Raw genomic sequence first — 20,193 nt, 5'->3', positions numbered from 1 at the left:
AAATCGGAAAGCTCCTTCAATTTTGAAGGGGCTTTCTTTATTTCAAATACCGCTCCTTCACCAACTCCATCATCGGTCTATTCTTCAATAGCGACTCGACCCATGTGAGAATGTCGAACTCTTGAATGCATACCCGAAGCTCCTCCCTGTGAGAGAGGAGGTTTTCGAAAAGTTGCCGGAATAATTGTGTTCCGTCCTCTTGAGTTGATTCCATGGATTTTTTCAGCATTCGCAGAATGTCGGATTCCCATGAGAACCCGACACCGTTCTTTTTGATGAAACGCTCCATCGACCCATGTTTCATTTGAAAAAGCCTCAGGTCGTTGAGCATGAAGGTGGCGGCCAGATCCAACCATCTTACCGAATATTCGCAACGCACATCGGCACGCAGGTGTTGGTCAGAGAGGAATTCGCTGCACTGTTTCAGTACCTCATGGAAATCCTGCTTCAGAAAATGGATCAGTTGAATGTTCTGCCTTACCAGAGATTCATCGTAATAATGACCCATCTCAGGCTTTGCCGCATGCGAGAGCAGGTCGGTCAGTTCGCGCAATGCCTCATCCAGTTTTCCGCCTTTCACCTTATCTGCCGATATGTGAAAAAACACGTTGCTACGCATGGCCTCCAGATCCTGAACTCCACGGAGTGTACACATTTCCGAGAGCTTTTCCTGTAAAGACAGGAACGTACTGCGCCTGTCGACCAATACGGCCAGCCCCATCATGTTGCCCATGTTAGTGGACCATGTTCGGAATAGAAAATCGGAGGTCTTGGCCAGCTCCTCTATCTTGGGCATGCTCTGCAGGCCGAGGTCCAGCGATTTTTCCCAGTAACCTAAAGCGTGGTACTGGGCCATCATGCTGGCCCTTATTCTACTGGCCAACCGCATATGACCCTTGCTTTCCATCTGGTCTGCATCCTTCAGTAGTTTCTCCTCCGAAATGCTTGTCTTGTATGTTTCATAGCTCTCCACCGAAAGGCGTTGCCAACGATTGAATTGATCCCGCTGGAACTTCATTAGGCTCAGTTCCGCACTGACACGCGCAAATTCGGAGGCGGCCAGTCTGTTTTCGTAGTCCTTTTTGAAAATGACCTTTTTTTCTTCAGGGTCCGTTACCGGAAGGGTGCTGCGGAGTTCCCAGAACAGGTAGCGGTGCATTTCCAGTTCCTGTTCCTCCACCAGTTTCAGACCACGGTCTATCAAACGTTTACAAAGTGGGAACAGCCGTTTGTTTCTGGCAATCTGCGCTTGGGTAAGTAACATGTTCACCTCGTAGGTGGGTGAACTGGAAGCATGGAACATCACCAGAGAACGCATGATGGTGGTGCGCAGCAACCGATAGGCCGCAGAAGTGTCTGAGTACGCGGCCTTCACTTTATCCAGCATCTGGGCTTCATCAAATTCCGTCAATCGGTTAATGATGTCAAACACCGTTTGCAACTTTCCATCAGACCGCGTTACCAAAGACTTTTTGAAGTAAGCCTTTTCGGTAGCGGTCATGCCATGCACCAATTGCCAGGTCTCAAGCGAAACGGACTGTTTCATGTTACCAAATGTAACCTAATCGTTATTTCGGCCACCCCTAATGAATTGCTGTGAACGTTCGGTCATTTTTCATCCTTTCTAAACAGATAGACGATTCAGTAATAATAGGAATGCTGTGAGGAATGAACACCTTGAACGTTCGGTGCAGGAGAGATTTTTTCCTCTTTGTTGTAGCAGGTGGAGGCTACCTTTCGGGTCGATTTGATCAAGCCTTACCCGTACATGAAAAAGCTTCTTTACCTAACCATCCTTATTCTCAATTCATCATTCCTAATTATTAATTATGCCATGGCGCAAGCGCCTCAGGCATTCAATTACCAGGGCGTTGCCCGAGACAATGGCGGAAACATCCTCGCCAACCAGAACATCGGTTTGCGGATGGATCTTCGGCAGACCACCGCAACAGGGATCATTATCTTCAGTGAAAGCCATGTTGCCACCACCAACCAGTTTGGGCTTTTCAATCTTCACGTAGGTACGGGTACTCCACTCATATCCACATTGAACTCGGTGGATTGGAGCAATGGCCCGTATTTTCTGGAAGTGAGCATGGATCCCTCAGGTGGAACGAACTACCAGAGCATGGGGGTATCACAATTGCTTTCGGTGCCATATGCGTTGTATGCCGAAACTTCGGGCAATGGTGGGACAACTGGTCCAACAGGCGCGCAGGGTGTTCAAGGAGTGACCGGGCCGACAGGCTTGGCGGGTGCCGATGGCGCAACAGGCCCACAGGGTCCGACCGGAGCGGCAGGTTCAAATGGTGCTGACGGTGCGACAGGTCCAACGGGCGCGCAGGGTGTTCAAGGAGTGATCGGGCCGACAGGCTTGACGGGTGCCGATGGCGCAACGGGCGCAACAGGCCCACAGGGTCCGACCGGAGCGGCAGGTTCAAATGGTGCTGACGGGGCAACAGGTCCAACAGGTGCACAGGGTGTTCAAGGACTGACCGGACCGACAGGTTTGGCGGGTGCCGATGGCGCAACAGGCCCACAGGGTCCGACCGGAGCGGCAGGTTCAAACGGTGCTGACGGGGCAACAGGTCCAACAGGCGCGCAGGGAATTCAAGGAGTGACCGGGCCAACAGGTTTGGCGGGTGCCGATGGTGCAACGGGCGCAACAGGCCCGCAGGGTCCGACCGGAGCGGCAGGTTCAAACGGTGCTGATGGGGCAACAGGTCCAACAGGCGCGCAGGGAATTCAAGGAGTGACCGGACCGACAGGCTTGACAGGTGCCGCTGGCGCAACGGGCGCAACAGGTCCACAGGGTCCGACCGGATCGGCAGGTTCAAACGGTGCTGACGGGGCGACAGGTCCAACAGGCGCGCAGGGAATTCAAGGAGTGACCGGGCCGACAGGTTTGACGGGTGCCGATGGCGCAACAGGCGCGACAGGCCCACAGGGTCCTACCGGAGCGGTAGGTTCAAACGGTGCTGACGGTGCGACAGGTCCAACAGGTGCACAGGGTGTTCAAGGAGTGACCGGACCGACAGGCTTGGCGGGTGCCGATGGCGCAACAGGCGCGACAGGCCCACAGGGTCCTACCGGAGTGGCCGGTTCAAACGGTGCTGACGGGGCGATAGGTCCAACAGGCGCGCAGGGAATTCAAGGAGTGACCGGGCCGACAGGCTTGGCGGGTGCCGATGGCGCAACGGGCGCAACAGGTCCACAGGGTCCTACCGGAGCGGCAGGTTCAAACGGTGCCGGTGGCGCAACAGGTCCAACAGGTCCGCAGGGCCCGACCGGAGCGGCCGGTTCAAACGGTGCTGACGGGGCAACGGGTCCAACAGGCGCACAGGGAATTCAAGGAGTGACCGGACCGACAGGCTTGGCGGGTGCCGATGGCGCAACAGGCCCACAGGGTCCGACCGGAGCGGCAGGTTCAAACGGTGCTGACGGGGCAACAGGTCCAACAGGCGCACAGGGAATTCAAGGAGTGACCGGGCCGACAGGCTTGACAGGTGCCGCAGGTGCAACGGGGGCAACAGGCCCACAGGGTCCTACCGGAGTGGCCGGTTCAAACGGTGCTGACGGGGCGATAGGTCCAACAGGCGCACAGGGAATTCAAGGAGTGACCGGGCCGACAGGTTTGACGGGTGCCGCTGGTGCAACGGGCGCAACAGGCCCACAGGGTCCGACCGGAGCGGCCGGTTCAAACGGTGCTGACGGGGCGACAGGTCCAACGGGAGCACAGGGAATTCAAGGAGTGACCGGGCCGACAGGCTTGACAGGTGCCGCTGGCGCAACGGGGGCAACAGGCCCAGCAGGTACATACATTGCAGGCGATAACATCACCATCAGCAACGATACCATTTCGGCCATTAACGATAGCGACTGGATCGTGAACGGAAGTGCCATCTATCAGAACAACAGCAACTACGCCACGGGTAGCGGTTTTGCTGCCGGACTCAACAGCTTTGCAAGCGGTAGTGGAACGGTGGCCATCGGTCTGATGGACAGCGTAAACTCCGCTCCGGGAATTGCAATTGGAATGTTCAATTCGGTCGGGACCGATTACACTTCCATATTCAGCAGTGTATTGGGGCATGTCAATCAGCTCAATGGACGGTTCTCCACTATTGTGGGCTACAACAACACGTTGGAAGCCGGCAATAACGCCCAAGGCAGTTCCGGCATCTTTGGTGCCGGCAACACGGTCAACAGTTTTCGCAGTTACGCCTTTGGCAGAGGCAACACCGTAAGTGGATATCAATCATACGTGATCGGTGAAACCAATACCGATAATTCCGGTTGGTCGTTCGGTATGGGCGCCTCAAACAGTTTAAATGCCACGCAAACTTTCGCCCTCGGTTATTGGCTGATTGCCAATTCGTATCAGGAAATGGTATTCGGCAGCTTTAACGATACTATACCCGGGGTGTCGGCAAGTGCTTGGGTGCCCACCGACCCAGCCTTTACATTCGGTATCGGGCAAGATCCCAGCATCCGCGCCAACGCGTTGGTCATACTTAAAAACGGTAATGCAGGACTTGGCACAAACACACCCGACACGACCTTCCACCTGATCGGTAAGATGAAATACCAGGATGGCACACAGGCCGATGGCTACATCCTTACCAGCGATAGTGCAGGAAATGCCACATGGCAACAATCTCAAGCGTCTGCTACCGATACCATGAGCATCATTTCGGATGCGGATGGCAACACCATGATACAAGTGGAAGAAAGCCCTGATGAGGACATCATCCGCTTTGACATGGCGGGCACGGAGTTCTTCCGGATGGACAGTGGAAGGTTGGAAGTGGTCAATACAGGAGGTAACGTATTTATTGGCAATAATGCAGGCCTGAATAGTTATTTCAACGGTAATCAAAACGTGGGTGTTGGCGAGAATGCGCTAAAGGAAGGTGAATCAACTTATCAAAGTGTGGCCATTGGTTATAATGCATTGAGTAATTCTCTGGCCAACGATAATACAGCGGTAGGTTACAGAGTAATGGAGAATGCCACCAACGCGTATGAGAACAGTGCTTTCGGATCGGAGGTTCTTGCTGATAATGTGAATGGTGTTGCCAACAGTGCCTTCGGCAATTTATCGCAGAGGTACAGTACTGCAAGCAACAACTCGTCTTTTGGCTACCAATCACTTTACAGCAACACCACCGGAGAGAATAACACAGGTTTTGGAATGTGGGCATTGGGTTCAAACACTACCGGAACATACAATACGGCCGTGGGACACTTTGCAGATGTGGCCAGCGGCAACCTCACCAATGCCACCGCCATTGGGGCCAATGCCACGGTCGCCAAAAGCAACAGTATAGTGCTGGGCTATAACGCCAATGTAGGTATTGGCACCTCAACACCTGATACCACCTTCCACTTGGTAGGTAAAATGAAATACCAGGATGGCACGCAGGCCGATGGCTACATCCTTACCAGCGATAGTGCAGGAAATGCCACATGGCAACAATATCAAGCGTCTGCTAACGATACCATGAGCATTATTTCCGATGCCAATGGCGATACCAAGATCCAAGTAGAGGAAACTGCGGATGAGGACACCATCCGTGTGGATGTGGGCGGAAAAGAAGTGCTTGTGATAGATGATGTGGGCAGAATTCAGGTGAAGAACATATTCAGATCGGTTGCCATTGGCCAGTCGACCCCTACGTATGGCTCTTTCAATGTTCTGGTCGGTTACGAGGCCGGAAAGGACATAGGGGTCGGTGTCAGTAATGTGGGAATTGGAATGAGGTCGTTGAAAAGCATGTCCAGCGGTGATTTCAACGTGGCCGTTGGCCGGGAAGCCCTCCATTCCAACTCATCAGGGCAGTACAATGTGGCCATTGGTGGCCTGAGTGGCAGTTCCAATCAGGGATCGGGCAACATATTCATTGGAACGCTGTCCGGAGCAGCGAACAATGGCTCAGACAACATTTTCCTCGGAACCTATTCCGCAATGAATGAAACGGGGTCAAACAAACTTTACATCGAAAACTCAAACTCTACCACCCCCTTGATATATGGAGAGTTTGACAATGACCTGCTCCGTTTCAATGGCGATGTGGAAGTGGAAGGCTCCTTGCAGATTGCTGATGGTACGCAGGCCGATGGCTACGTTCTTACCAGCGATAGTGCAGGTAATGCAAGTTGGCAGGCGGCTACTACACCTTCCTTCCCGATGGTTTTCGATACCGTGGGTGGTGTGGTCATACCCGGAAGTGCGGTAAATGAAACCACAGCTGACTTCGTTTTCGGCTCCACCCAACTGAATGATGACGGAAATACGGACCACGACAGCCGTTTCTTCTTTGACAAAAGCAAGGGAGCTTTTCGGGCCGGACAGGTTACGAACGTGAATTGGGATGCCGATAGTCTCGGAACCAGCAGTATTGCTATGGGATACAATACTAAGGCGATTGGAACTTATTCCACCGCCATAGGGTATCAAACAACGGCCAATGGAGACTATTCTACCGCCATTGGGACAGTAACAACCGCCAGTGGACTCTATTCCATCTCAATGGGGAAAGGTGCAATGTCCAGTGGACATTATTCCACCTCAATAGGGAATAATACAATTTCCAGTGGAACTACTTCCACAGCCTTGGGAAATAATACAACGGCCAGTGGGAACAATTCCTTTGCCACGGGGAATCAAGCAACGGCTGCTGGAAACAATTCCACCGCCATAGGATTTCATACAACAGCCAGTGGAGGCACTTCTACCGCCATGGGAATTAATTCAAATGCCAGTGGCTCCTATTCCACCGCCATGGGGTATCAAACAACGGCAAGTGGTATCAATTCCACTACCATGGGAACTGTAACAACAGCCAGTGGAGCCTATTCCACCGCAATGGGAAACCAAACAACGGCTCCTTCCGGATACGAAACCACCATAGGAAGGTTTAATACCATCTACACTCCGGCTGATTCCAATTTATGGAACGCAGCCGACCGCCTCTTCACCATCGGGAAAGGTACATCTTCTACAAATCTTTCCGATGCTTTGGTCGTCCTGAAAAATGGAAACACAGGTATTGGAATCTCTACACCTGATGCTACTTTGCATATAGTAGGTAAGTTTAAATACCAGGATGGCACACAAGCTGAGGGTTATGTGCTTACCAGTGATGGCAGTGGCAATGCGAGTTGGCAACAATATCAAGCGTCTGCTACCGATACCATGAGCATTATTTCCGATGCCAATGGCGATACCAAAATTCAAGTGGAGGAAAGTGCAGATGAGGACATTATCCGGTTCGATATGGCAGGTGTTGAGTACTTCAATATGAATGCAGGCAGGTTGAATGTATTGAATACCGGAAGGTCTATATTCATTGGACAGTCGGCCGGTCAGAACGATGACCTTTCCAATAATGAAAATGTCTTTATCGGTTACACTTCCGGACAGCAGGTAACTACTGCCACATCAAATACAGCTGTGGGTAGCAAGGCATTATCCAAAGGAAATGCAGTGAACAATACCGCCATAGGTGCGGGCGCGGTAGGAAGCAATGCACTCTCTTACACAGGTAATAGCAATACGGGTGTGGGGTTCTGGGCATTGACCAACACCACAGAGGGTTTCGAAAATGTTTCGGTCGGAGTGTCTGCTCTTAAGGAGAACACTACGGGAAGCCATAATACAGCTGTCGGTGTGTGGGCCGGTTATGACAATTCAGGAAGCAACTACAACACTTCAGGAAGCAATAATACGTTCTTGGGCTTTAGTGCCAGTCTGTCCACCTCCACTCAGTTGACCAATGCAACGGCCATTGGGGCCAATGCCAAGGTAGGTGCCAGCAACTCATTGGTGCTGGGCGGAACGGGCGCATCTGCGGTCAATGTGGGTATCGGTGTCACAACTCCTGCCGATAAACTGCATGTAGTGGGCAACATCCGCATGGTGGACGGCAACCAACAGGCAGGTTATGTCATGACAAGCGATGCCAACGGTACGGCCACATGGCAAGCGGCCACTTCCTCTCCAATGGTTTTCGATACGCTTGGCGGAGTTGTGCTACCGGGAAATGCGGTAGATGCAACCACAGACGATTTTGTCTTCGGCTCAACTCAACTGGATGATGACGGGAATACCCAACACGACAACCGTTTTTTCTTTGATAAAAGCAAGGGGGCTTTCCGGGCCGGACAGGTTCAAAGTGCGAAGTGGGATGCCGATAGTCTCGGGATCAGCAGTATTGCTATGGGAAAGAATACCAAGGCTACTGGAAATGGTTCGGTCGCTTTGGGGAATCTGGCAACGGCCAGTGGTGATATCTCCACCGCCTTGGGAGTTGGGACAACGGCCAGTGGAGACTATTCCACAGCCTTAGGGGGCTATACAACAGCCAGTAATACCTATACTACAGCTATGGGCAACAATACAATTGCCAGTGGATACGCTTCCACCGCCATGGGAAGAGACGCAACGGCCAGTGGAGGATCATCCACCGCAATGGGGAGACAGACAACGGCCAGTGGGGGGGCATCTACCGCCATGGGAGTACAAACAACAGCCAGCGGTGAATATTCCACCGCCACCGGATATCATACAGCGGCCAGTGGAGACTATTCCACTGCCATGGGAAGTGAAACAACGGCCCCGTCCGCATACGAAACCACCATTGGTCGCTACAATACAAACTACACTCCGAGTAGCTCTACGGGATGGAACGCATCTGACCGTCTCTTAACCGTTGGAAATGGAACAGGCAATTCTGGCAGATCGGATGCATTGGTGGTTTTGAAGAATGGCAACACGGGTCTTGGCATATCTGCGCCAAGTGCTACGCTGGATGTGGTCGGTACCCTCCAATATGTTGATGGCACGGAGGCAGACGGTCGCGTACTTACCAGCGATGCCAACGGAAATGCCAGTTGGCAACCTGCTGTACCTGTCGGTTGTATTCAGATGTGGATAACGGAAACTCCACCTGACGGCTGGTTGATCTGCGATGGCAGCAGCTTCGATCCTGCCACCTATCCGGCCTTGAACGCGCTTCTTAGTGCCACCTCCGTGCCCGATCTGAGAAGAAGGTTCCCGCTCGGAGCGCAGGATGTGGTCAATATCGGTGAAACTGCACGGCCGTTGAAAAGCACGGGTGGTGAGGAGAAGGTAACGCTTACCATCAATGAAATGCCCGCACATAGCCACGGACTTGAATATACACAGCGCTCATTCAGCGGAAGCAACAACGGAGCCTCCGATTTCGCAGGCACGGGAACCACAGAAAGCACCGGATCCACCGGTGGTGGGGCAGCTCACAATAACATGCCTCCCTACTATGGCGTGCATTTTATCATCAAGGCCAGATGATAGGGTCGAGAGACCAGTAGCAATCTCCTCCGAGGTTTCAAAGCCTTGGAGGTCTCTTTATTCAGGTCAATTCAACCGTTCCATCACCCAACCCTAATCATAAAGCAAGGTCTCACACTTCCATTCGCTGCTCGCCACCTGCTTCGCTGACGATAGGAAGCGTCTCATCAGTTCAGTCCATTGGTTGGTTTTAAGGTAGAGATTTCTCGTTTCCTTGGAAGTGCAATAGAGCAACAACATGCGTTTTAGAGGTGTAATTTTCCTGCCATAATTGGTTTGGAGTTGAAAGGTCCTTTATCCAAATTCGTACAAAACCTCAGCCATGGCACGCATTGTTTTCACATTCGTCTTGCTCCTTTTTGCAGCACATGTCAAGGCATTGGAACCCACAGAAACGGCATCTGCCTATGACCATCTTTTAGAGGTTAATTCACAATGGACGAATCACCGGAATGCGGTTCCAGATGTCCAAATAAGATTCAGGAATGAGAATGAGCGTATTAAATTTCATTTACAAAATGTAATTCTTGCATTAGGGAACTCTGACATCAGTAAGGCCAAAAAATTGCTTCTGACCGAACTGTGGCACTATGCCGATGAAGAAAAGTTTCCATTGAATTTAGGTCATAGTGAAAGACGCCCTTATTTCATTGATCATCAACAGACTCATTGTGCTGTCGGTTACCTGATGCAGGCAAGCGGAAACGAAGAGTTGGCACAGCGTATTCGGCAAGAATACAATTACGACCATATCGTGGACATCCATACTGATGGAGTGGCAGCATGGGCAAAACAATATGGATTTACTGAACAGGAACTTGCTTGGATACAGCCAAGTTACCCCGTGGAGACAGTTTTTTCACCGTTGACAGGTGATCTTAACGGAGCGGTCAGAGAAATGGTGGTTGCCAGAACATTTGACAATGCAGCTGATTCATTGATTTACATTCTGGGAGATTTTGATGCTGTTGATGGAGTTCTATGCAGGGGTCTTGCCACTTATGATGGCTCCTCCATACAGCCTCTTATCGTTCCCTTTGCTGGAAGAGTGAAGCGGCTTGGTTTCTATTCAGGGGAACTGGCGTTCTTCGGACGTTTTGTACTTGATGGGGATACTTGTCCGGTCATCAGTATGGATTCGGATGGTCAGTTCATTCCCCATGGTGTTCCGGACCGTCCAAAGGCCATAGGAGTTACTGGTTACGGTGCTCCTTTGCGGTATTATTTAGCTGTTCAACCCGACTCTTTGGATGAAGCCGTGGAAATATGGTCGTATTCACTCAATATTAATAATGGCAACTATTCCTGGAATCTGGTGGCAACGGTTTTCGGACATGTTTCCGGTATGGGTGACGGTTCATTACCGATCCCGGTTTACGGTTCTTTCGATTCAATAAGAACCCATTACGTTCTTGGAGACTCCACTTATCTTACAGAAAATCTGTTTGAGTTATCTCCTTATACAAATGTGCCGACAACCTATTCAAATCTCAATTGCGATACGATCGAGTGTGTTTATCGAAGCGGTTCAATTAGCTACTATGGGGCAACCTCAACCAATGGTCCCGTTTTGTTCCGCTATTTGAATGGAGTGGTTCAACCCCTAATTAACGCGACCTCATCCGTTCGATCGGTTCGGGACATTCGAAACTTTGATGGTCAGTCATTGTTTTTGGCAGGCGATTTCATAATGGAGCCATTCGGCCTCTATTTCGGAACAAATCTGGGCCTTTACTCTGCTATTTCCAATGGGTTATCTCCTTATGGACTTTTTTCGGCTCCACTTAATAGAGTGCTAAAGTTTCAAGATTCATGGTATGTGGGAGGAGAGTTCCAAGACTCCACCGTCAATTACATAGCACGCTTAGAAGGCTTTACGTCCGTTTCAGAAAAAGAAGAGATAGGGGTTGGTTTATATCCCAATCCTACAATTGACTATCTGAACATTTCTTTAGGTCAGGACTGGGAAGGGCTGAAAAACCTTCAGTTGTATGCCATGGATGGCAGGCTTCTAATGAATAAAACTTTTCTAGGAAGCACCTATCAGGCATCATTGGCCGATTTTCCATCAGGTCAATACATCCTCAGTTTGTCGAATGAGAAAGTCACCTCCACCTTGGTGGTTCTGAAGCAATGATTGTGTCCGATTCATAGGCAACAATCAATTCCCTGCGCGATCTTCTTCGGTCTGCTCTTGTAGGTATTTGAAAACAGCAGCTTATCCCGTTGAATCTGGGAATATTGAGTAATAATTGACATTAATCAATTATTACGTTCAAAAACCGTTGTCATTCCAATGCATGCATCTATTTTAGGGCGTCTAAATCCTATTTCCACCAATGGCCTATTTAAGTCAAACGCTGAATCAAGCAGCAGAAGGAAAAACCTTTACGCTCCGTTTCAAGTATTTCCTTTTTCTACTGGGAACAAGCATACTGCTGTTGCCCATTCCGTGGTTGGCTGTGGTGATTGCTTTGACCATGCTTTGGGTCGGCATCATTGGTTGGACGTACAAAACAGCACCGGCTCGTTGGCTTTCAGAAAAACTGAATGCAGGCGCACTTTGGCTGGCGCGAAAAGTGATGAAGGACGAACGCGACAGTCCGTATCTGTTCTCGTACATCGGAATCGGGATCTATGCTCCGTTGTTGTTCATCGGCTCGTACTACTTCCAGGTGGTTTACTTGGATGCCAACAACCATTGGGGCTGGGAAAACTGGTTGGCCGCGTTGGCCTATAACGTGCTGAATTACGGGCCGTACTTCGCGTTTTTCTCGCAAGTAGCAACGATGATCCATAAGGAAGGACATACTCCGAAAGGCATGTTCAAGAAACCCTTTGAGGTGTTCAATAATTTTCACGGTCATTTTCTGGCCATGCTTTACGGCCATGTGCCGCAAGGTTACCCAATGGGTCACATGCGCATCCACCACAAACACGATAACGCGGCCGATGATGTGACCTCAACCATTTTCTACGACCGCTCGCACGCAGCGCGGTTCCTGATCTATCTGCTTGAATTTGCGCTGTTTTGGACGGGAATTTCCGTGGCGCATTACCACTACAAAAAGGGCAAGATGGCCGAGTTCCGAAAGATGGTTTACGGCATGCTCGCGTTCTATGGATTCATGGCCGTGGTCATGAGCATCAACTTCTGGTTCGGGTTTGCTTACCTGCTTATTCCGCATCTGAGCTGTATCTTCCTATTGGCTGCCATCAACTACACGTGGCATGCGTGGACCGACCCGTCAGAACCGAAGAACATCTACAAGAACAGCATCACGGTTTTGGATGGGCAATACAACGTTTACAATGAGGATTTTCATGTGGAGCATCACAAGCGTCCGCAAACGCATTGGCGCGAGTATCCCGTCAACTTTGAGAAGCACATTGAGGAATACAAACAGAACCGCGCGGTGATCTTTCAGGATACGCAAGCATTTGAGATTTTCTTCCTCATCCTTTTCAACGATTTCGAAAAGATGGCCGATAAATTCGTGGATCTGAACGGAGACATGAGCCGCGAGGACATCATTGCGTTGCTGAAATACCGTTTGCAGCCGGCAAGCTGAGAAAAGAAAATCTTTTGTTAATTAGCGGACGTAATGACAAGAACGCATCATCACCATCATCTTAACTGCTCGGAAAAACCGGAGTAAGCTGATGCATTGATGCCATAGAAAGGATTTATCAAGCCCCATCGGAACTCCGATGGGGCTTTTTCGTGAGACCCGCTTTGCGTGAGCCGTAGGCGAAACGGAAAGTGTTGGTGGAACGAACCCCGAAGGCGGAGCGATTCAGGGTCTAATGAGAAAAAAGGAACAATGGAAAAACTGAGAATTGCAATTCAGAAGAGTGGGCGCTTGAGCGAGAAGAGTCTCAAGCTGTTGGCCGATTGCGGCATCCGCGTAAACAATGGCGGAAAGCTGAAGGCCGATGCAGCCAACTTCCCGCTGGAAGTGCTTTTTCTGCGCGATGACGACATCTCGCAATACGTGGAAGAAGGAGTGGCCGATGTGGGCATGTTGGGCGAGAACACCGTCATCGAGAAGGGAAAGAATGTGGAGGTCGTGCGGCAATTAGGGTTTGCCAAATGCCGACTTTCTTTGGCCGTTTCAAGGGAGGTCAACTATACCGGAACCAATTGGTTTGAGGGGAAAAAAGTGGCCACCAGTTATCCTGAGATTCTTGGTCGGTATTTCAAGCAAAAAGGCGTGAATGCAACGATTGAGGTCATCAGCGGAAGCGTGGAAATTGCCCCTGGCATCGGCTTGGCAGAAGGCATTTGCGACATTGTAAGTACGGGAAGCACGCTTCTTGCCAATGGGTTGAAGGAAGTCGAACAGGTAATGACCAGCCAAGCGGTGCTGATTGCCAACCCGAACCTTCCCGCAGACAAAAAAGCGTTGCTCGAAAGCATGCTTTTCAGAATGAATGCCGTGCAGAAAGCTTCGGAGAACAAATACATTCTGCTCAACGCACCGAACGACAAATTGAAGGAGATCACAGTAGTGCTGCCGGGAATGAAAAGCCCCACAATTCTCCCTCTGGCCGAAGAAGGCTGGAGCAGTTTGCACAGCGTGGTCAAGGAAGATGAATTCTGGGAAGTGATTGATAAGCTGAAATCGCTGGGCGCGGAAGGAATCCTTGTTTGTCCGATTGAAAAAATGATCCTATGATGAAGGTGTTTCGAAACCCAGCCCGCAGCGATTGGCCTCAGTTGTGCGAACGCCCGACAATGGATCTTTCCGAACTTCAACCGAAGGTTCAGCAGGTTTTGGATGAAGTCAGGGAAGGGGGCGATGAAGCATTGATTGCCCTTACCTCGCAATTCGACAAGGTGAATCTGAGTTCGTTGGCGCTACAAGTTCCTGAATCGGTTGAAATTGATGAAAAGTTGAAATCAGCCATTGATGAGGCTTGGAACAACATCCACAAATTCCATTCAGCGCAACAGCAATTGCCCGAAAAAATTGAGACCACAGAAGGCGTTTTCTGCTGGCGAAAAAGCATCGCCATCGAAAAGGTCGGTCTGTACATTCCAGGAGGAAGTGCCCCGCTGTTCTCTACGCTTCTCATGCTCGGAATTCCAGCTATGATCGCTGGTTGCAAAGAAATTGTGGTCTGCACGCCACCTCGAAAAGACGGTTCGGTGGATGTGGCCATTATGTACGTAGCGCAAAAACTCGGTCTGAAGCAAATCTACACCGTTGGTGGCGCGCAGGCGGTGGCTGCCATGGCTTCGGGAACGGAATCCATCCCGAAAGTGGACAAGATCTTTGGTCCAGGAAATCAGTACGTGACCATGGCCAAACAGCTCGTTCAGCAGCAAGGCGTGGCCATCGATATGCCAGCTGGTCCAAGCGAAGTTTTGGTAATTGCTGACGATACCTGCGAGCCGTCTTTCGTTGCGGCCGATCTACTTAGTCAGGCAGAACACGGATCGGACAGTCACGTGATTCTTGTCTTTGTGGGAAGCGAACAGGTTTTAATTGAGATTCTGGAAGAATTGGAACCTCAATTGAATCAACTTCCACGAAAAGACATTGCTCAAAAAGCACTGGAAAACAGTTCGGCCATTGTTCTTGGTTCATGGCAAGAAGCCATGGATTTCTCGAACCGATATGCGCCAGAACACCTCATCATTGCAACTCAGAACTGTGATGAACTGGCGAACCAAGTGGTGAATGCAGGCAGCGTTTTTCTTGGTAACTACAGCTGCGAAAGTGCGGGCGATTATGCCAGTGGAACGAATCACACCTTGCCCACAAACGGCTATGCAAGAAGCTACAGCGGTGTTTCCTTGGACAGCTTCTTGAAGAAAGTCACGTTCCAAAAATTGACGGCTGCAGGAATCCAGAACATCGGACCGAGCATCGAAACGATGGCTGCTGCTGAACAATTGGATGCCCACCGAAATGCGGTTTCACTCCGATTAAAGAAGTTGAGCAATGGTTGATATTCAGAAACTGATACGACCGAATGTGCGGAATCTGAAACCGTACAGCAGTGCACGCGATGAGTTCAAAGGTTCTGCTTCGGTGTGGCTGGATGCCAACGAAAACCCCAACAACACAGGGTTGAACCGCTATCCGGATCCATTGCAATGGAAGCTGAAAGCACGTATTTCTGAACTCAAGCATGTTCCGAAAGAGAACATTTTCCTCGGTAACGGAAGCGATGAGGCCATCGACCTGCTGTTCCGCGCTTTCTGCGAATCTGGAAAGGACAAAGCACTGATCTGCTCACCAACGTATGGCATGTATCAAGTAAGTGCAGACATCAACGATGTGGAGGTGATTGATGTGCCGCTCACCCCAGATTGGCAACTGAATCTGGAAGCAATCGAATTGCGGTTTTCTGATGCGAACATCAAACTGCTGTTCATCTGTTCGCCCAACAATCCAACAGGAAATTGCATGCAGCGAAGTGATGTTCTTCAGCTCGCTTCCAATTTCAATGGGTTGGTGGTGATTGATGAAGCGTACATCGACTTTTCCGAGCAGGATTCATTTTCAAAAGAGCTCGGAAATCACAACAATTTGGTGGTTCTGCAAACCCTCAGCAAGGCGTGGGGGTTGGCGGGTATTCGTCTGGGAATGGCGTTCGCGAATGAAGAAGTGATTGAGGTTCTGAATCGCATCAAGCCACCTTACAATGTCAATCAGCTATCGCAAGAAGTTGCGCTGCGGGAATTGATGAATGTAGCGGCTTTTAATAAGGAAGTGAAAACCATTCTCACCGAAAGAAAGAGGCTGGAAGTTGAATTGGATCAACTGAAAAACGTGTTGACCATTTATCCGTCTGACGCCAATTTTCTGTTGGTGAAATTCACCGAGCCGAAGACGATTTACGATGCGCTTACTGATAAAGGAATTGTGGTCCGCGACCGTTCCAAAGTTGCTGAAGGTTGCCTGCGCATTACTGTTGGAACCGAAGAGGAGAACACAACACTGCTTGCAGAGTTGAAAAAGTTAGCATCATGAAAAAGGTCTTGTTTATTGATAGAGACGGAACCATCATCAAGGAACCTGCGGACGAGCAGATCGATAGTTTCAAGAAATTGGAATTCTATCCGGGCGCGATTTCCAATCTCGCGAAAATTGCCACGGAGTTGGACTATGAGTTGGTGATGGTCACCAATCAGGATGGATTGGGAACCGATTCATTTCCAGAGGACACGTTTTGGCCTGCCCATAACCTGATAATGAAAACGCTGGAAGGTGAAGGAATCCGCTTTTCGGAAGTGCTCATCGACCGCAGTTTTTCAGCCGATAATGCTCCAACGCGCAAACCGCGAACGGGGATGTTGACGCATTACATCAAAGGGAATTACGACCTGCGGCATTCGTTCGTGATTGGTGATAGGAAAACAGATGTGGAACTGGCAAAGAACCTCGGTGCCAAGGCCATTTTTATTTCTGATGAAAAAGCTGATTGCGTACTTACAACGACTTCATGGAACGAGATCTATCGCTTTCTGAAAGAGCAACCGCGTTTAGGTTCCGTGCATCGGAAAACTTCGGAAACGGATATTCAGATTGAACTGAATTTGGATGGTTCAGGAAAGTCGAACATCCAAACGGGTTTGGGTTTTTTCGATCACATGTTGGAGCAATTGGCCAAGCACGGAAATATGGATCTGAATGTTCAAGTGGATGGCGATCTGCACATTGACGAGCATCACACCATTGAGGATGTGGCCTTGGCGTTGGGCGAAGCATTCGACAATGCGCTGGGTTCGCGGAAAGGAATTCAGCGTTACGGTTTTCTCTTGCCAATGGATGATTGTCTGGCGCAGGTCGCCATCGATTTCGGTGGTCGTCCGTGGTGCGTTTGGGGAGCAGATTTCAAGCGAGAAAAAATTGGCGAAATGCCGACCGAAATGTTCTCACATTTCTTCAAGTCGTTCTCAGACAAGGCGCGTTGCAACCTCAATATCAAAGCCGAAGGACAAAACGAACACCATAAGATCGAGGCGATTTTCAAAGCTTGGGCACGGGTCATTCGCATGGCTGTTTCGCAGACATCAGACGGCTCGATGCCATCCACAAAAGGCGTACTATGATTGCGGTTGTCAAATACAATGCGGGCAATATCCGCTCGGTGATGAATACGCTGGATCGACTTGGTGCAGACGCAACCGTTACCGATGACCCGAGTTTGCTTCGCGAAGCGGATAAAGTGATCTTTCCAGGTGTGGGAGAGGCAGGTTCGGCCATGCGCTATTTGCGTGAGCGTGGTTTGGACGAAGTGCTGAAGAACCTGAATCAGCCATTTCTAGGCATTTGCCTTGGGTTGCAATTGATGTGCAAGCATTCGGAAGAAGGCGATACGGAATGTCTGGGTATTTTCAGTGAGAATGTAAAACGCTTTCCATCCGCCAAAGAAAAAGTGCCACACATGGGTTGGAACAATTGCACGGAACTGAAAGGGCCGCTTTTCTGCCCCCCTCGTCCGCTTATTGCGGACACTCCCCCCTTGCAGGGGGAGATTGGTGGTTCTGAAAAGGCGTTGGATCAACGTGCCAGCTCCCCTCCTTCTGAAAGGAGGGGTGTCCATCAGGGACGGGGTGGTTATTTTGAAAATGCTGATTTCTATTTCGTACACAGTTATTACGCTGAAATTGGTTCGCAGACCACAGCGAAATGCGATTACATCTTGCCGTTTTCCGCAGCATTGCAGCAGGATAATTTCCACGCAGTGCAGTTTCATCCAGAGAAGTCGGCCGATGTCGGTCAGCAACTCATCAAGAACTTTTTGGAGTTATGAGAATCATTCCCGCCATCGACATCATTGACGGAAAATGCGTGCGCCTTTCGCAAGGCAATTACAACCAGAAAACGGTGTACAACGAGAATCCGTTGGAAGTCGCCAAGCAGTTCGAGGATGCAGGTTTGAAGTACTTGCATCTGGTGGATCTGGATGGCGCGAAAGCCAAGAAAGTGGTGAACTGGAAAGTGCTGGAATCCATCACGTCAAAAACGAATCTTCAAGTGGATTTTGGCGGAGGATTGCGAACTACTGAGAATCTCAAAACGGTCTTTAATTCGGGTGCAAAACAGATCACGGCCGGAAGCATTGCCGTGAACGAACGAGAAACAGTATTGCAATGGATAACTGAGTTCGGATCTGAGAAGATCATTCTCGGTGCAGATGCTAAAAACGGGCGAATCGCTACACACGGTTGGTTGGATGACAGCGGGTTGGATGTGATCGAATTCATATCAGACTATCAAAAAGAAGGAATTGAATATGTGGTGTGTACCGACATCTCAAAAGATGGAATGTTGGAAGGTACTTCTATTCAACTCTACGAAAGAATCCTTGCGAATTCTCCTGAATTGAAATTGATTGCAAGCGGTGGCGTTTCTTCGATTGAAGACCTCATCCAACTGAAGGAAATCGGCTGCGATGGAACGATTCTCGGAAAAGCCATCTATGAAAACCGAGTGACACTGAAAGAACTATCCGAATTGTAAATCTCTGTGCCTCTGCGTGAAATGAAATGCTGAAAAAACGAATCATACCATGCCTCGACATCAAAGATGGTCGTACCGTAAAAGGTGTGAATTTCGTTGAGATTCGCGATGCTGGCGGCCCGGTGGAATTGGCCAAAGCGTATGTTGAGCAAGGTGCCGATGAACTCGTTTTTCTTGACATCACAGCCACGGTTGAGGGTCGAAAAACCTTTGCCGAATTGGTCGGTCATATTGCCGAAGAGATCAATATTCCGTTTACCGTTGGTGGTGGAATCAGTTCCGTTGCAGATGTAGAGATTCTGCTGGCTGCGGGTGCTGATAAAGTGAGCGTTAACTCTTCTGCCGTTAGGCGACCAGAACTCATTTCTGAATTAGCGAACGAATTCGGGAATCAGTGTGTGGTGGTTGCCATTGATGCTGGAATGGTTGATGGAAATTGGCGCGTATTCACGCATGGCGGAAGAGCAGCAACCGACATTGATGTTTTCGCTTGGGCAAAGGAAGCGGAGCAACGCGGAGCGGGAGAACTGCTCGTTACTTCCATGCAGCATGATGGAACAAAAAGCGGTTTCGCCATTGATTTATTGAAGGAATTGGACGCGATCACAACGATTCCGATCATTGCTTCTGGTGGAGCGGGAAATGCACAGCATTTTGTAGATGTATTTCAAAAATCGGGTGTGGATGCCGCCTTGGCTGCCAGCATTTTTCATTTCGGTGAAGTGCCGATTCCCCAACTCAAAAACGAATTAAGAACAAAAGGAATTCCTGTAAGATGAACGTAGATTTTTCAAAAGGCGATGGGCTGGTGCCAGCCATCATTCAGCATTACGCCACCAAAACAGTTTTGATGTTGGGATATATGAATGAAGCGGCATTGCAGAAAACCCAAGAGTTGGGAAAAGTGACCTTCTATTCGCGCAGCAAACAACGACTTTGGACCAAAGGTGAAGAATCGGGCAATTTTCTTTTTCTGAAATCTATCGAAGTCGACTGCGACAACGATACGCTTTTGATTCAGGTTGATTCCGTTGGACCAACGTGCCACAAGGGAACCGAAACCTGTTTTGGCGATACTGATGCGGCTGGATTTGCGCATCAATTGCAGCGCATCATCGAAGACCGAAAGGCCAATCCTTCAGAGAAATCATACACAACTTCGCTGTTCGAAAAAGGCATCAACAAGATTGCGCAAAAGGTGGGCGAAGAAGCAGTTGAAACCGTCATTGAGGCCAAAGACAACAATGACGAACTGTTTTTGAATGAAGCTGCCGATCTGCTTTTCCATTATCTCGTGCTACTCACGGCAAAAGGGAAATCGTTGGAGGATGTGGAAACCGTTCTGAGATCACGACATCAAGGTTGAAGTTGTACTTT

The 20,193-nt window shown here is 49.7% G+C and carries 12 protein-coding genes; 11 read left to right on the top strand and 1 reads right to left on the bottom strand.

Features of this window, described 5'->3' with window-relative positions:
* Positions 1 to 37: 37 nt before the first annotated feature.
* Positions 38 to 1,546: a hypothetical protein gene (locus GC178_10460; GenBank protein MBI1287990.1), complete on the bottom strand. Its 1,509-nt coding sequence runs from the start codon at positions 1,544 to 1,546 to the stop codon at positions 38 to 40.
* Between the two features lie 222 nt (positions 1,547 to 1,768).
* Between GC178_10460 and GC178_10455 the strand changes: the two genes are divergently transcribed.
* From GC178_10455 to GC178_10405, 11 genes are all read left to right on the top strand, one after another.
* Positions 1,769 to 9,334 carry a hypothetical protein gene (locus GC178_10455; protein ID MBI1287989.1) on the top strand — a complete coding sequence of 2,522 codons (7,566 nt, stop codon included), beginning with the start codon at positions 1,769 to 1,771 and terminating at the stop codon, positions 9,332 to 9,334.
* A 322-nt stretch (positions 9,335 to 9,656) separates the two neighbouring features.
* Positions 9,657 to 11,471 (top strand): T9SS type A sorting domain-containing protein, encoded by a 1,815-nt coding sequence (locus tag GC178_10450; protein ID MBI1287988.1) that lies wholly within the window; start codon positions 9,657 to 9,659, stop codon positions 11,469 to 11,471.
* Between the two features lie 202 nt (positions 11,472 to 11,673).
* Positions 11,674 to 12,906: a hypothetical protein gene (locus tag GC178_10445; protein ID MBI1287987.1), complete on the top strand. Its 1,233-nt coding sequence runs from the start codon at positions 11,674 to 11,676 to the stop codon at positions 12,904 to 12,906.
* 252 nt (positions 12,907 to 13,158) lie between these two features.
* Positions 13,159 to 14,013: an ATP phosphoribosyltransferase gene (locus GC178_10440; protein ID MBI1287986.1), complete on the top strand. Its 855-nt coding sequence runs from the start codon at positions 13,159 to 13,161 to the stop codon at positions 14,011 to 14,013.
* Positions 14,013 to 15,293 carry a histidinol dehydrogenase gene (gene hisD / locus GC178_10435; GenBank protein ID MBI1287985.1) on the top strand — a complete coding sequence of 427 codons (1,281 nt, stop codon included), beginning with the start codon at positions 14,013 to 14,015 and terminating at the stop codon, positions 15,291 to 15,293. The genes GC178_10440 and hisD overlap by 1 nt, the downstream gene beginning before the upstream one ends.
* Positions 15,286 to 16,320, top strand: a complete 1,035-nt coding sequence (hisC, locus tag GC178_10430) for a histidinol-phosphate transaminase (protein MBI1287984.1) — start codon at positions 15,286 to 15,288, stop codon at positions 16,318 to 16,320. Before hisD ends, hisC begins: the two co-directional genes overlap by 8 nt.
* Entirely contained in the window at positions 16,317 to 17,402 is a 1,086-nt protein-coding gene (hisB, locus tag GC178_10425; protein MBI1287983.1) for a bifunctional histidinol-phosphatase/imidazoleglycerol-phosphate dehydratase HisB, read from the top strand. The genes hisC and hisB overlap by 4 nt, the downstream gene beginning before the upstream one ends.
* Positions 17,399 to 18,106, top strand: a complete 708-nt coding sequence (gene hisH, locus GC178_10420) for an imidazole glycerol phosphate synthase subunit HisH (GenBank protein ID MBI1287982.1) — start codon at positions 17,399 to 17,401, stop codon at positions 18,104 to 18,106. The genes hisB and hisH overlap by 4 nt, the downstream gene beginning before the upstream one ends.
* Positions 18,103 to 18,816, top strand: coding sequence for a 1-(5-phosphoribosyl)-5-[(5-phosphoribosylamino)methylideneamino]imidazole-4-carboxamide isomerase (hisA, locus tag GC178_10415; GenBank protein ID MBI1287981.1), 714 nt, complete (start codon positions 18,103 to 18,105; stop codon positions 18,814 to 18,816). Before hisH ends, hisA begins: the two co-directional genes overlap by 4 nt.
* Before the next feature lie 26 nt (positions 18,817 to 18,842).
* The gene (gene hisF, locus GC178_10410; GenBank protein MBI1287980.1) at positions 18,843 to 19,595 is read left to right on the top strand and encodes an imidazole glycerol phosphate synthase subunit HisF; all 753 of its coding nucleotides are present in this window, start codon (positions 18,843 to 18,845) and stop codon (positions 19,593 to 19,595) included.
* Entirely contained in the window at positions 19,592 to 20,182 is a 591-nt protein-coding gene (locus GC178_10405; GenBank protein MBI1287979.1) for a bifunctional phosphoribosyl-AMP cyclohydrolase/phosphoribosyl-ATP diphosphatase HisIE, read from the top strand. Before hisF ends, GC178_10405 begins: the two co-directional genes overlap by 4 nt.
* The last annotated feature ends 11 nt before the right edge of the window (positions 20,183 to 20,193 follow it).

It is taken from the genome of Flavobacteriales bacterium (assembly GCA_016124845.1).
GTDB lineage: Bacteria > Bacteroidota > Bacteroidia > UBA10329 > UBA10329 > UBA10329.
Note: the sequence above shows the minus strand (reverse complement) of the source record. Positions and strands in the feature narration are given on the sequence as shown.

What these genes read in the sequence shown, in the direction of transcription:
- GC178_10460 (MBI1287990.1), bottom strand. Translation starts at nt 1,546, where the DNA reads ATGAAACAGTCCGTTTCGCTTGAGACCTGGCAATTGGTGCATGGCATG.
- GC178_10455 (MBI1287989.1), top strand. Translation starts at nt 1,769, where the DNA reads ATGAAAAAGCTTCTTTACCTAACCATCCTTATTCTCAATTCATCATTC.
- GC178_10450 (MBI1287988.1), top strand. Translation starts at nt 9,657, where the DNA reads ATGGCACGCATTGTTTTCACATTCGTCTTGCTCCTTTTTGCAGCACAT.
- GC178_10445 (MBI1287987.1), top strand. Translation starts at nt 11,674, where the DNA reads ATGGCCTATTTAAGTCAAACGCTGAATCAAGCAGCAGAAGGAAAAACC.
- GC178_10440 (MBI1287986.1), top strand. Translation starts at nt 13,159, where the DNA reads ATGGAAAAACTGAGAATTGCAATTCAGAAGAGTGGGCGCTTGAGCGAG.
- hisD (MBI1287985.1), top strand. Translation starts at nt 14,013, where the DNA reads ATGAAGGTGTTTCGAAACCCAGCCCGCAGCGATTGGCCTCAGTTGTGC.
- hisC (MBI1287984.1), top strand. Translation starts at nt 15,286, where the DNA reads ATGGTTGATATTCAGAAACTGATACGACCGAATGTGCGGAATCTGAAA.
- hisB (MBI1287983.1), top strand. Translation starts at nt 16,317, where the DNA reads ATGAAAAAGGTCTTGTTTATTGATAGAGACGGAACCATCATCAAGGAA.
- hisH (MBI1287982.1), top strand. Translation starts at nt 17,399, where the DNA reads ATGATTGCGGTTGTCAAATACAATGCGGGCAATATCCGCTCGGTGATG.
- hisA (MBI1287981.1), top strand. Translation starts at nt 18,103, where the DNA reads ATGAGAATCATTCCCGCCATCGACATCATTGACGGAAAATGCGTGCGC.
- hisF (MBI1287980.1), top strand. Translation starts at nt 18,843, where the DNA reads ATGCTGAAAAAACGAATCATACCATGCCTCGACATCAAAGATGGTCGT.
- GC178_10405 (MBI1287979.1), top strand. Translation starts at nt 19,592, where the DNA reads ATGAACGTAGATTTTTCAAAAGGCGATGGGCTGGTGCCAGCCATCATT.